Source organism: Stenotrophomonas sp. CASM110 (assembly GCF_049384345.1).
Classification (GTDB): Bacteria; Pseudomonadota; Gammaproteobacteria; order Xanthomonadales; family Xanthomonadaceae; genus Stenotrophomonas; species Stenotrophomonas muris.
The window spans coordinates 59945-72388 of sequence record NZ_JBMRGI010000001.1; the positions used below are offsets into that span (position 1 = coordinate 59945).

A 12444-nucleotide genomic window follows, 5' to 3' on the forward strand; every position below is an offset into this window, starting at 1 on the left:
ACGGTCCGACCCGTTGCACCACCACCGACGGGGAGAGACGACGATGCGCAAGCTTTTGCTGCTGTTGATCCTGCTGGCCGGCCTGGCGCCCACCGCCTGGGCCGCCACGGTCAAGACCACCCATCGCACCATTCCCAGCTGGGATGGCACGCCTCTCGGGGCCTTCGTCATCGAGCCGCAGGATGCCGGCAGCGGGCGCTATCCGCTGCTGGTCATGCCCAGCAGCTGGGCGGTGCCCAGCGTGGAGTACGTGGGCGTGGCACAGTCGTTGGCGCAGCGCGGCTATGTGGTCATCAGCTACAGCTCGCGCGGCTTCTGGGAGTCAGGTGGCAGCATCGACATCGCCGGGCCCGCCACGGTCGAGGATGTCAGCGCGCTGATCGACTGGGCGCTGGACAACACCCGCGCCGATCCGGCCAGGATCGGGGTCTCGGGCATCTCCTATGGCGCCGGCACCAGCCTGCTGGCGGCGGCGCGCGATCCCCGCATCAAGGCCGTTGCCGCACTCAGTGGCTGGGCCGACCTGCAGGCGTCGCTGTACAGCCATGACACACCCAGCGCCCAGGGCATCGCCCTGCTGGTGGCGGCGGGCCTGGCCACCGGCCGCCCCGGCGCGGAGCTGGCCACCATCTACCGCAATGTGCTGGTCGGCAATTACCAGGGGGCGGTGGACTCGCTGCTGCCGGTGGCCGCACAGCGCAGCCCGGCCAGCGGCCTTGAAGAGATCAACGCCAACCAGCCGGCGGTATTCCTCGCCAATGCCTTCAATGACAGCCTGTTCCCGCCGGGCCAGCTGGTCGATTTCTTCAACCGCCTGAAGGGGCCCAAGCAGCTGCAGTTGCGCCACGGCGACCATGCCCTCAACGAGGCCTTCGGTGCGTTCGGCATTCCCAATGAGGTCTATGCCGCCGTGGGCGACTGGTTCGACCACTACCTGAAGGGCGTGGACAATGGCATCGATCGCCAGGCAGCGGTGCAGCTGAAGTCGCAGAAGGGCAGCTGGAGCCGCTATCCGGACTGGCAGGCCACCAATGCGGGCGCCGTCAGCTACGGCCTGACCGCACCCTCCGGTTTGTTGCTGCCCACCGGCGGCCTGGCAGAGAACGGTGGCGCTACCGGCTGGAGCTACCGCATCGGCAGCGGGCTGCTGACGGCTGCCAGTTCCGGCGTGGTGATGGCCTCCGGTGCACTGCAGATGATCAACCTGCCGCCCGGCGCCTATGTACCGTTCGTCGGCCGCAACGCCGCCGGCGTCTGGCAGGGCCCGATCTACTGGAGCGCACGTCGCCTGGATGGCGCACCGGAAGTGCGGGTGACGGTGACGCCCAGCCGCGCCAATACCACGCTGTATGCCTACCTGTATGCCGAAGACGCGCTGGGCAACGGCCAGCTGGTCAGCCACAAGCCCTACACCCTGCGCGGGGCCGCGCCCGGCCAGCCGAAAACAATCGATCTCCGCCTGGAAGCCAGCAGCTGGAACCTCCCGGCCGGCAGCCGGCTGACCCTGGTGGTCGATACCGTGGACCTGCGCTATGCAGGCATCAGCCAGCTGGGCGGTGCGGTGACCTTCAGTTCACCGGCCAACGCGCCTTCGGTGCTGAAGGTGCCCCTGCATTGACGTGGCGCCGCGCCCGTTGCGGCGGGCGCGGTACGACAGACCTGAAAGTTGCCAGACTGGAGCGCAATCCAGTCGAGAGGTGAATCGATGGCGCTCGCATCGTTGCTGGTCGGTGCGGTACTGGCAGCAGGCACCCAAGGCTGTGCCACAGATTGGCCAAGCACGCTGTTGATGGATCTGGAGGCTGCTGACGCGGCCCTGCGCGACAGCCATTCCGGGGTGGTTGACCCGCACAATCCCGGCTTCGTCTCCCAGATGGACGGCGCCCTCAGTGTCTACATGGATATCAGGCCTCAGCCATTGCCCAGTGGGCTGAGCCGGATTTCGGTGCCCATGAAGGTCTACCGCGGTCGCGGGCGCGGTTCGAACGAGCCCTACGTGCCGGATCGCCGCTACGCGGGGGACATGCGGGACACGCAGGCGCTGGAGGCATGGATCCTGGAGGGCAGGGACTGATCGGACCTGATCGGAACCCGCCGCCCGCGCTGCGCTGATGGAGGATCATTCCCCCTGCGGCAACAGCACCCGGATCATCTCGTGCTGCCTGGACAGATTCGCCCGTTGCACGAAACCCTGGACGATCGAGGCTGCCACCTTGCGCTGGTTGTCCATGTCCAGCAACGGCGCGATGGCCTGCCCGGAACCGTCGGGGCTGTCCCGGAACGGGCAACCGACCGGGCCAGCCGTGGTGAATGTCAGGATCGCCTTGGCCACGCGCGCCGACGGCGAACGCGGCGCATCGAAGATCACCAGCGTTCGCTCGTAACTGATACCCGTCGCACGTACGGTCGAGTGCAGGGAATCCTCGATGGTCATGTGCGCGCCGAGATCCTCGGCAAGCGCATTCAAGCAGTTGGCCGCCGTCGCCCTGCGCAGCGTTGCAGGGTCGGTGCGGATGATCATCGCGCAGTCGACGTCGGAGATCGGTACCTGGGTGACATCCAGGTAGGGGTTCTGTGCCAGCGTCCCGATCAACGCCAGATCGTCGCTGTAGCCACAGGATGCGGCAGATGTCTGCAGGCGTTGCAGCAGCGTTGCGACCCGCTGCGCGACCCACTGCCGCCCCTGCCGCAGGCGATGCGTGTGGGTGGCCCACAGGGCGCCGTGATCGAATCCCGAAGATGACGCCTGCATGCGCATTTTGACCTCACGCATGCAGGCATCGACCTGCTGCATGCAGTCCCTGTCATCGGCGAACACCGGCGCCGCCGAGATGCCATCGATCACCCTGCCGAACGTCGCCAGGTCGCCCTGCTGGTCGCGGTACCAGTCGTGGATGCGCTGCACATTGCGGCGACGCTTCTCCAGCTTGTCCGCACCCGGCCAGCCGGGATAGGCGGCGATCTCGCACAGCATGGTCAGGCCTTCCCACAGGTGGTACTCCATGCTGGGCAGGGGCAGCCGCCAGCGCTCTTCCGCGCCGGCATCCTCGGCAATCACCAGATGGTTGCGGATGATGTCCGACCACACTGTCACGGCCTCCACGGTATCGCGGCGCGGCGTGGTCACATCGATCAGTTCCATCAGGATCGGCCGCGGCGTCACCGGGTCGTCGCCGACAGGCGCCTTCGGATCCTTCACCCATCGCGCGTGCCAGGTGTAGCCCATGCGGTACAGCACGAACGGCTTGATGCCGTCGTTGAGGATGATGCCGGGTGGCGGCGGAGGGGTAGGTGGCGGCTGCACGGGCAGTGGCGGCTGCGGCGGGGGCAGCACGGACGGGCTGGCCAAGGCCGTGGAGGTGCCGATGCCCTTCAGCGGTTCGCTGGTGAACAGATGCAGGCCCGCGCGGTCACGCTGGTAGACCTTCCGGAACGTCTGCGGAGTGTCACAGGTCACCAGGCACTGCTGGCCGGGCGGCACATGGATGTCCACCGGTGCAAGATCCACCACTTGGCCGGCCAGCGGATTCTGGTTGGGTGGGAAGACGCCGATCTCCAATGCGATGTTGAGGCCGGCGCCGAGCATCACCTCGATCACGATGTCCTCCACGCCGCCGTGCAGGGCGTCCTGGGCCGGGATCGGAATCCAGGGATTGATCACCACCTGCGTATCCCAGTCGGACCGGCCGAAATCGAACAGCGTCGGTGGCGGCTGGGCCGGGCGTTCAAGCAGTGCGTCCAGTGCGTTGCCGCCCTTGACGTAGAAGAACATCAGCGGCTCGTCAGGCTTCAGGCTGTAGTCGCGCCGTACCTTGCTGGACAGGCTGCGCAGCTGGTCCTTGATGTCCGACAGGGCCTTGACCACGACCGAGCGGACGTCGGGATACGCCTGCGCGTTGTTGATCTGCGCGGTGAGCTGCTTGCTGATGTGGCGCCGGGCCTCGCGCTCGGGCGTGCTCTCTTTCATGGTGGGCCTCGCTGGGCTTGCAGGGGATCACATGGGTTCGCGCTGGACGCTCAGGCGGGTGACAGCAGGGCGGCGATCTCCCGGTACCAGCCGATCTCCTGGCTACCGGGCCTGGCGCTGGCCAGGGCCTCGTCAACCTCCAGTGTTCCTTCGCCCGGAACCTCCACACGTGCCCCGAGGACATTGCGCAGATTGGCCACCGGCACCCGTCCGATGCTCGCCACCTCCCAGTCGGTCACCAGGCAGGACTGGGGGCGCGTAGGGCTGCTGGCACTGGCCTGGACGTTGTTCTCGGCCTCCTGCGCCATCCGCAGGAGCTCCTCGGCCGTGGTGCGGAAGCGAACCAGGGAGAAGCTGCCTCCCCCATCCGGAAACAGCCGGGCACGCAGATCGCATGCGGCGCGTCCCTGCCCAAGCCAGATGCCAAGCTCCTCCTCGAACTCGCGGCGCGCGGCGCGCTCCTTGCGTTCGTTGTTCAGGCGGCCGCCGCCGGGCAGGGCCCATTGCCCCGCCTGGTTCACCAGCGCCGGGGGCAGGCCATCCGACCACGCCCCGACTTCCGCCACCAGGCGTTGTGCCAGTATCAACGCAGCGGCCCAGTTCGGCGCACCCCGGGTGGGCGGCGGCAACGCGATGGAGAGCTCCCGCAAGGTTGCACGCGCAGCGCTGAACGTGGGAGGGGTTCTTGCGTCCTCGCGGAACAGGCTCTGCAGAGCGGCCAGCGTCTCCATGGCGATGTCATCGGTCTGCGGATGCGTGCGTTCGGCGCTTTCAAGCGCCCGGTCCAGTGCGTCCATGGTGCGGGGCAGCGTGCGTTCGCCGCGGTAGGCGACTGACCCTGCGGCGCGCCAGGCGCCGGAAAGCAGCTTCTTCACCAGATCCCAGTCCTGCTCTGTGCCACCGCCGGACGCGTTGCGGATGGCCAGCACAGCGGCCATCGCCTCGGCAGAAAGTACGACCACGGAATTGCTGCCCCACCAGCTGTTGAGCACCCGTTTGCGGACGACCAGATAGTGGGCTCCATCCCAGACTGCGACGTAGACCTGGTTCATGGTGCACCCCTCCGTTCAACCTGCGTGGAGGGGGCTGGGCGCATTGCCGCTGTGCCAGCGATAGTCCGGGAAAGGCATGCCATGTCTCGCTCCTGTGGGCTCGAAAGGTGGGGGCGGCGACGTTGCCATCGGGGGTGCAGGCCGTGCGTCGCCGCGAATCCACTGTAGGAGCGAGGGGCGAGGGAGGATCGGCGCCAGCCACGATGTATGCGGCGGAACCGACGGAACAGGAGCGCGGGTGCATTGATTTCCCCGCGTTGGCGCAGAGCCCGTGGCCGCCCAGGGATCAGCGACTGCCGGCGCCTGCCTCCGGGTCGTGCACCACGCGCAGCTTCTTCTTGTTGATCTTGCCGACGCTGATCACCTGGCTGTTCCTGAAGGACTACCTGCGTTGAGTGGCAGCCGCTGCAGCGTCAAGCCTGGCGGTCGAGACACCATGCTAGCCTTCCCCTTGGCAGGAGTGCCTGACAGGGGGAAGGCATGGACACACGACGCCGCGTTTCCAGCGTATTGACTGCATCCGGCATGCTCGCACTGGCACTGTCCGCCAATGCGCTCGCGCATCCGGGCGGGCTCGACAAGCAGGGGTGCCACACCAACCGGAAAACGGGTGAGTATCACTGTCATCGAGGCGCTCCAGCGGCACCTCGATACGTCGACACTCCGCGCAGCAGTTTCGCCCCCGCGCCCGCGCGCAGTTCCCGGGTGTTTGCCAACTGCGCGGAGGCCCGCGCCGCCGGGGCGGCGCCGGTACGGCGTGGTGATCCGGGCTATGGCCCGCACCTCGATCGTGACAATGATGGCGTGGGCTGCGAACCCTATCGCGGCCGCAGGTAGGGCATGGCCCGCCTGGCTTCAACTCCCGTTTCCCCGCATTCGTCGGCAATCGCCGGGGATCGGTCGCACGATCTCCCCGTATGGCAGGGCCATGCCCTAGGCTGTTGGGATTGAACTGCTGGGATGCAAGCAACCATGAACCGCTGGATTTTCCTGGCATTGGCCACGCTCCCGTTCACTGCCGGTGCCGTGGTCATCCGTGATGATGTGGACGACGCCCGGTATCAGATCGATGCATCGGCCTTCCCCGCGCTGGCCGACATGCCGGGCGAGGGGCACGGCGTCCTGATCGCGCCGCGCTGGGTGCTGACCGCCGCGCATGCCGCGCCGATGGAAGGGAGGGGCGCCACCATCACCATCAATGGGAACGGCTACGGCGTCGAGCGTGTCTTCCTGCACCCCGGCTACCGGAAGATGCCCGAGGCGCTGGGCAAGGAAGCGATGGCAACCGGGAGCGCGTCGAAAATCCACGCGTTCCTGGCAGCATCGGATGACATTGCGTTGATCAGACTTGCCGCACCGGTGAGCGATGTGCCGCCGGTCGCACTCTACCGGGGCGCCGACGAGGTCACGCAGGTCGCCGCCCTGATAGGGAGAGGCGCCACCGGCAATGGTGCGACTGGCCTGATGCCCGGCGGGCCGCATCGTACAACGCTGCGGCGGGCCTGCAACGCGATCACAGGCGGCAACACGCGCTATCTCTGGTACCGGTTTGATCCGCCTCCGCAGGGCCTTCCCCTTGAAGGCGTGCTCGGCAACGGCGACAGCGGCGGCCCGCTGGTGATCGAGAAAGATGGGGCCTGGCAGCTGGTGGGCCTCGGTTCCTGGATCACCGCCGTACCCGAGCATGCGCTGGAAGCGGGTTTCTATGGGCAGGTGGTCTACAACGTGCGTGTGTCCCGCTACATCGACTGGATCGAAAGCATCATCGAGCGTGACGCGTCACTTTAGTTCTTGTTCCCGTAGCCCGGCGGTGCGGAGCAGGCGTAGCGGAAGCAAGCGCGCCTTAACGATTCATGGTCTCGAACAAGCGCACGGTGCGGATCTCAGCCGGTGCGACGGGCGCTCGTATCCTTCCCGACATGAGTCCTCCCTTCGATCTTCCAGAGTTCATGACGGTCACCCGGCCCTCCGGCTGGGTACGGAGCGGCGAGCGCTGGGACCTGTGGTGGAACGGGCGCTCGGTGGCCAACATCGTGCCGCATGCCGAACTTGGCTTCCGGGTCTACCTGGATGCACGCAGGATGTCCCAGACCAAGGTGGTGGCCGCCACGAATGTGCGGCAGGCCAGGCGCTACGCCGAGCGCTGGTGTGCTGCGCGGCTCTGCCCACAGCTGCGGCTGCGCGAGGCAGTGGCACGCCTGGTGGACGTAGCGCCGGAAACAGGCGCTGCGCCGTCGCCCGCGCTTTCGCGGGAACAACGGCAGCAGGCCCGCCGCCTGGCCGAGGCCGGGGCGGGGGAGGTGGTACGGATCAAGCAGGCACTGGCGCCGCGACAGCCCGCGATGAAGACCCGACCGGAAGTGCAGGGGCGGGGTGGAGCCTGGTCGATACCCGGCCAGGCTCCGTCAAACCGACATTCGAACAACAATTCCTCCCCAGCCAGGGTTATGCCGAGAGTTCTTCGCGAACGATCCTCGCTCCCGCGCTGAGTGCGCGCAGCTTGCCCCTGGCCACGTCGCGCGCCAGTGGCGCCATGCCACAGTTGGTGCTCGGGTAGAGCTTGTCGGCGTCCACGAACTGCAGCGCCCTGCGCAGGGTGTTGGCCACGTCCTCCGGGGTTTCCACCGTGGTGGAGGCCACGTCGATGGCACCGACCATCACCTTCTTGCCGCGCACCAGCTCGATCAGGTCGATCGGCACATGGGAGTTGTGGCATTCCAGCGAGATGATGTCGAGGCTGGAGGTCTGCAGCTTCGGGAACGACTCCTCGTACTGGCGCCATTCCGAACCCAGCGTCTGCTTCCAGTCGGTGTTGGCCTTGATGCCGTAGCCGTAGCAGATGTGCACCGCCGTCTCGCACTTCAGCCCTTCGATCGCACGCTCCAGGGCGGCCACGCCCCAGTCGTTCACCTCGTCGAAGAACACATTGAAGGCCGGCTCATCGAACTGGATGATGTCAACGCCGGCGGCCTCCAGTTCCTTCGCTTCCTCATTGAGGATCTTCGCGAACTCCCAGGCCAGCTTCTCGCGGCTCCTGTAGTGCGCGTCGTACAGCGTGTCGATCATCGTCATCGGGCCCGGCAGCGCCCACTTGATCGGCTGCGTGGTCTGGCGGCGCAGGAACTTCGCATCCTCCACGAACACCGGCTTCGGGCGGCTCACCGCGCCAACCACGGTCGGCACGCTGGCGTCGTAGCGGTTGCGGATGCGCACGGTTTCGCGCTTCTCGAAGTCGACGCCGCTGAGATGCTCGATGAAGGTGGTGACGAAATGCTGCCGGGTCTGCTCGCCGTCGCTGACGATATCAATGCCGGCGTGCTGCTGTTCCTGCAGGGACAGGCGAAGGGCGTCCTGCTTGCCTTCAAGCAGCGCTTCGTCCTGCAGCTTCCAGGGTGACCAGAGTGTTTCGGGCTCTGCCAGCCAGGAGGGTTTGGGCAGGCTGCCTGCGGTGGAGGTGGGGAGCAGCGTCTTCGTCGGCATTGTGTCGTGTGTCCTGGGGCGGTTGGTAAATCGATGGATCAGCGGGCGGCCCACTGCTCAAGCACGGCGCGGTACGGCTTGATGAAGTGCTCTTCGGTGAACCTGCCCTGCTTGACCGCCAGCTGGCTGCGCTCTTCGCGGTCGTAGACGATGCGGGTGGAGGAGTAGTCCTGGTGCTTCAGGCTGGGCTGGTAGACCTTGCCGGCCACGGAATTGGCGTTGTAGATCTCCGGGCGGTAGATCTTCTGGAAGGCTTCCATGGTGCTGATGGTGCCGATCAGTTCCAGGTTCGAGTAATCGCCCAGCAGGTCGCCCTGGAAGTAGAACGCCAGCGGCGCGACGCTGCCCGGTGGCATGAAATAGCGCACCCGCAGGCCCATCTTGTCGAAGTACTGGTCGGTGGGGGAGCGCTCACCCTGGCGGTACTCCACGCCCAGGATCGGATGATGGTTCTCGGTGCGGTGGTAGGTCCTGCTGCTGGACACACTGATGCAGATGACCGGACCCTTGTTGAAGTTGGCGCGGTAGGCGTCCGACTCCAGGAAGTGCTTGAACAGCTTGCCGTGCAGGTCGCCAAAGCCCTCCGGAATGCCGAAGGTGTCCTTGCCTTCGTTGCTGGCTGGAAGCACGACGCTGAAGTCGTAGTCGCGCACATAGGACGAGAAGTTGTTGCCGACGATGCCTTCGGTGCGCGCGCCGGTCTGCGTATCGACGATGGTCGGCCGCAGCACTTCGATCAACGGGAACGGATCGCTGCCGTCGGCGCCGTCGATGTGCATCTCCACGGTGATGATGTCCAGCTCGACCGCATAGCGGTCCGCATTCGGGTTGTCCCAATGTGCCAGGTCGTTGAAGCGGTTGTTGATCATGCTGATCGTGTTGCGCAGGTTCTCCCGCCGCGACGCGCCACGGGCCAGGTTGGCGAAGTTGGTGGTGATGCGCGTGCCCTCGGCCGGCTGGTAATCCTCGTTGAAGGGGATGTGCGTGATGCTGAAGGTGAAGGTATCGGTCGTCATGGCGGCGTTCCGGGTTGCGGGGTGACATCCAGATGCAGGTCGGCGGCGTCTGGCATTCAAAGCGTTGCGGTGGCCTCTGCGGTAGCGGGAGGCGCGGCGCGATGGGACAGCGCCAGCAGGGGCATCGCCCGCTGCACGGCCAGTCGCGCACGCTGGATCAGTGCGTCGTTGTTCACGCGGCCCTCGGCGAAATCGCGGTCGGTGGCGTAGACGCCCAGGGGCAGGGTGCGGGCCTGGAAGAAGCTGAAGAGCGGGCGCAGCTGGTGGTCGATCACGAGGGCATGGCGCTCGCTGCCGCCGGTGGCGGCCAGCAGGATCGGGGTGTCGACCAGCGCATCCTGGTCGATGAAGTCGAAGAAGTGCTTGAACAGGCCGGTGTAGGAGCCGCGGTAGACCGGCGTGGCCACCACCAGGACGTCGGCCTGTTCAACCGCAACCAGCTGCCGCTCCACGGCCTCGGGCAGCTGCGAGCGCCACAGCGCACCGGCCAGCTGCGGTGCCAGCTCACCGAGTTCGATCAGCTGCTGTTCGCTGTGGATGTCTTCGCCGATCAGGTCCAGCAGATGCTCGGCCAGGGCGGCGGCCCTGGAGGGGCGTTGCAGTCCGCCGGAAACGGCGACGATACGGAGGGGGCGGGTCATCTGTTCGCTATCAGCGGGGGAGGGGAGCGCCTTCGGGCATCTGCAGGTGCGCAGCCCTGCAGGCCGGCTGGGTCAGCAGGCTGGCAGGCAACCGAAGGCATGACCCGATCCTAGCCATGCCCTTCCATGACGTAAAATGGTATTACTTCACCAATCCATGAATGAGATTCATCGTCATGTTGGAACGGATCCACCTCAGCATCGTGCAGCAGGTCGAACAGCAGGGCTCGCTCACCGCGGCCGCCGGCGTGCTCAACCTGACCCAGTCGGCGCTCAGCCACAGCATGAAAAAGCTGGAGCAGCAGCTGGGCACCGATGTCTGGCTGCGCGAGGGCCGCAGCCTGCGCCTGACCCAGGCCGGGCAGTACCTGCTGGCGGTCGCCAACCGGGTACTGCCGCAGCTGGACCTGGCCGAGGAGCGGTTGGGCCAGTTCGCGCAGGGCGAGCGCGGCGCGCTGCGCATCGGCATGGAATGCCATCCGTGCTACCAGTGGCTGCTGAAGATCGTCTCTCCCTACCTGGCGGCGTGGCCGGACGTGGATGTGGACGTCAAGCAGAAGTTCCAGTTCGGTGGCATCGGCGCATTGTTCGGTTACGAGATCGACCTGCTGGTCACGCCCGATCCACTGCTGAAGCCGGGCCTGAAGTTCATCCCCGTGTTCGATTACGAGCAGGTGCTGGTAGTGGCCAGCAACCACGCCCTGGCCAAGGTGGACCACGTAAAGCCGCGCCAGCTCGGCCAGGAAGTGCTGATCAGCTACCCGGTGCCGTTCGAGCGCCTGGACATCTACAACCAGTTCCTGCTGCCGGCCGGCATCACCCCGCGGCGCCACAAGGCCATCGAAACCACCGACATCATGATGCAGATGGTGGCCAGCGGCCGCGGCGTGGCTGCCATGCCGCGCTGGCTGGTGGAGGAGTACGCCACGCGCATGGACGTGGTGCCCGTACGGCTGGGCGCCAAGGGCATCCCCAAGCAGATCTACCTGGGTGCGCGCGAGGCCGATACCGGTATCGACTACCTGCAGGCCTTCATCGAACTGGCCCGCAACAGCTCGCCGCTTGCCGGCAATGCACGCGAGGCGCGCTGATGCCGGCCGGTACCTCAGCGCACGCGGAATCCTTCATCAACGCCTTTTCACTGGAAGTCAGCGCGAAGGCCATGCCTGCGCTGCGCGCCGAGGCGGATCGGATCCCGCGCGGTACGGTCATCTCCATTCCCTGGATGGCCAGCGAGGATGACGACGCCCGCCTGGCCGCCGCACGCACGGTGCGCGCGCTCGGCTTCGAACCGATGCCGCATCTCTCTGCCCGGCGCATCGGGTCGCACGTGGCACTTGAACGCTTCCTGGAGCGCGCGGCCGGCGACGCCGGGGTCGCGCGTTGCCTGCTGATCGCGGGCGACCTGGCCACGCCCGCCGGACCGTTTGCCGATAGCGCTTCGATCATCCAGACCGGTGTTCTGGAGCACTCCGGGATCAAGGTCGTTGGTATCGGCGGACACCCGGAAGGGCATCCGGTAATGAGCAGTGACGAACGCTGGCAGGCGCTTGAGCGCAAATGCCAGAGCATCGAAGCGCGCGGCATGGCCCCCTTGATCGTCACCCAGTTCGCCTTCGATGCCGATGCCGTGCTGGCCTGGCTGGATGCACTGCGCGCGCGTGGCATCAGCGTCCCGGTGCTGGTCGGCGTGCCGGGCCCGGCCAGCGTCTCTCGCCTGCTGCGCTACGCCGCGATGTGCGGCGTGGGCGCCAGTGCATCGATGCTGGCCCGGTATGGCATCTCGATCGGCCGGCTGCTCGGCACGGCAGGGCCGGAGGTGTTCGTCGATTGCCTGGTGAAGGGGCTGACCCGCGCCCATGGCCAGGTCAGCCCGCATTTCTTCCCGTTCGGCGGTATTGCGCCGTCGCTGGAGTGGGTGGCGCAGTACCGGCGGCGCATTTCCGGCACCGATGGTTGAATCGCCTCAGCCCGGCAGGTCGCACTTCATCTTTCCGTCCACGTAGTAGGGCTTGGGCACGCTCGGGTTCGGGTTGGTCTTCTCGAAGACCACCTCGAACGAGGCGGTGTCGGCCGAGCCCTTGCGCTCGGTACACGCGTCCTGCAGCTTCTTCTTGACCGCAGTGATGCCGGCATCGCGGTTGGCACCCTCGGCACTGTTGGTCAGATTCACGGTCTCTGCCGAGGCCAGCGGGCTCAGCACAAGCAGGCCGCCGGTCAGTATCAGGGTGTGCAGCTTCGTCATGGTTCGTACCTGGCAGGTCTCCAATGAGGCCACCAGCATAGGG

The 12444-nt window shown here is 66.5% G+C and carries 12 protein-coding genes and 1 pseudogene; 7 read left to right on the forward strand and 6 right to left on the reverse strand.

Annotated elements, in window-relative coordinates; genetic code table 11:
• Positions 1–43: 43 nt before the first annotated feature.
• The gene (locus VG561_RS00320) at positions 44–1618 is read left to right on the forward strand and encodes a CocE/NonD family hydrolase (RefSeq protein WP_423179257.1); all 1575 of its coding nucleotides are present in this window, start codon (positions 44–46) and stop codon (positions 1616–1618) included.
• Positions 1619–1888: 270 nt separating this feature from the next.
• Positions 1889–2074: pseudogene (locus VG561_RS00325) on the forward strand (hypothetical protein); the annotation flags it as partial.
• Between the two features lie 45 nt (positions 2075–2119).
• Here the strand turns inward: VG561_RS00325 and VG561_RS00330 are convergent.
• Positions 2120–3967, reverse strand: a complete 1848-nt coding sequence (locus tag VG561_RS00330; protein WP_423179258.1) for a hypothetical protein — start codon at positions 3965–3967, stop codon at positions 2120–2122.
• Between the two features lie 50 nt (positions 3968–4017).
• Positions 4018–5019: an NUDIX domain-containing protein gene (locus VG561_RS00335; RefSeq protein WP_423179259.1), complete on the reverse strand. Its 1002-nt coding sequence runs from the start codon at positions 5017–5019 to the stop codon at positions 4018–4020.
• Between the two features lie 480 nt (positions 5020–5499).
• On the opposite strand from VG561_RS00335, the gene VG561_RS00340 reads away from it, so the two are divergent.
• From VG561_RS00340 to VG561_RS00350, 3 genes are all read left to right on the forward strand, one after another.
• Complete coding sequence (locus tag VG561_RS00340; protein ID WP_111206845.1) at positions 5500–5856, forward strand: excalibur calcium-binding domain-containing protein; 357 nt, start codon at positions 5500–5502, stop codon at positions 5854–5856.
• A 135-nt stretch (positions 5857–5991) separates the two neighbouring features.
• Positions 5992–6807 carry a S1 family peptidase gene (locus VG561_RS00345; protein ID WP_111206848.1) on the forward strand — a complete coding sequence of 272 codons (816 nt, stop codon included), beginning with the start codon at positions 5992–5994 and terminating at the stop codon, positions 6805–6807.
• A gap of 65 nt (positions 6808–6872) precedes the next feature.
• Complete coding sequence (locus VG561_RS00350; protein ID WP_111206846.1) at positions 6873–7508, forward strand: hypothetical protein; 636 nt, start codon at positions 6873–6875, stop codon at positions 7506–7508.
• Here the strand turns inward: VG561_RS00350 and VG561_RS00355 are convergent.
• From VG561_RS00355 to msuE, 3 genes are read right to left on the reverse strand one after another with little or no spacing between them, the layout of a single operon-like run.
• On the reverse strand, positions 7465–8499 hold the full coding sequence (locus tag VG561_RS00355) for a methionine synthase (RefSeq protein ID WP_014647229.1): 1035 nt from the start codon (positions 8497–8499) through the stop codon (positions 7465–7467). The genes VG561_RS00350 and VG561_RS00355 overlap by 44 nt on opposite strands.
• A 38-nt stretch (positions 8500–8537) precedes the next feature.
• Positions 8538–9515, reverse strand: a complete 978-nt coding sequence (locus VG561_RS00360) for a DUF1852 domain-containing protein (protein ID WP_346601068.1) — start codon at positions 9513–9515, stop codon at positions 8538–8540.
• A 56-nt stretch (positions 9516–9571) separates the two neighbouring features.
• Complete coding sequence (gene msuE / locus VG561_RS00365) at positions 9572–10156, reverse strand: FMN reductase (protein WP_049439650.1); 585 nt, start codon at positions 10154–10156, stop codon at positions 9572–9574.
• A gap of 176 nt (positions 10157–10332) precedes the next feature.
• On the opposite strand from msuE, the gene VG561_RS00370 reads away from it, so the two are divergent.
• Both VG561_RS00370 and VG561_RS00375 read left to right on the forward strand, forming a co-directional pair.
• Positions 10333–11247: a LysR family transcriptional regulator gene (locus VG561_RS00370; RefSeq protein WP_014647226.1), complete on the forward strand. Its 915-nt coding sequence runs from the start codon at positions 10333–10335 to the stop codon at positions 11245–11247.
• A complete protein-coding gene (locus tag VG561_RS00375) occupies positions 11247–12116 on the forward strand; it encodes a methylenetetrahydrofolate reductase (protein ID WP_423179260.1) in 870 nt (289 codons plus the stop codon). Before VG561_RS00370 ends, VG561_RS00375 begins: the two co-directional genes overlap by 1 nt.
• Before the next feature lie 6 nt (positions 12117–12122).
• Here the strand turns inward: VG561_RS00375 and VG561_RS00380 are convergent, their stop codons facing one another.
• Positions 12123–12401 carry a hypothetical protein gene (locus VG561_RS00380; RefSeq protein ID WP_197604628.1) on the reverse strand — a complete coding sequence of 93 codons (279 nt, stop codon included), beginning with the start codon at positions 12399–12401 and terminating at the stop codon, positions 12123–12125.
• Positions 12402–12444 lie beyond the last annotated feature (43 nt).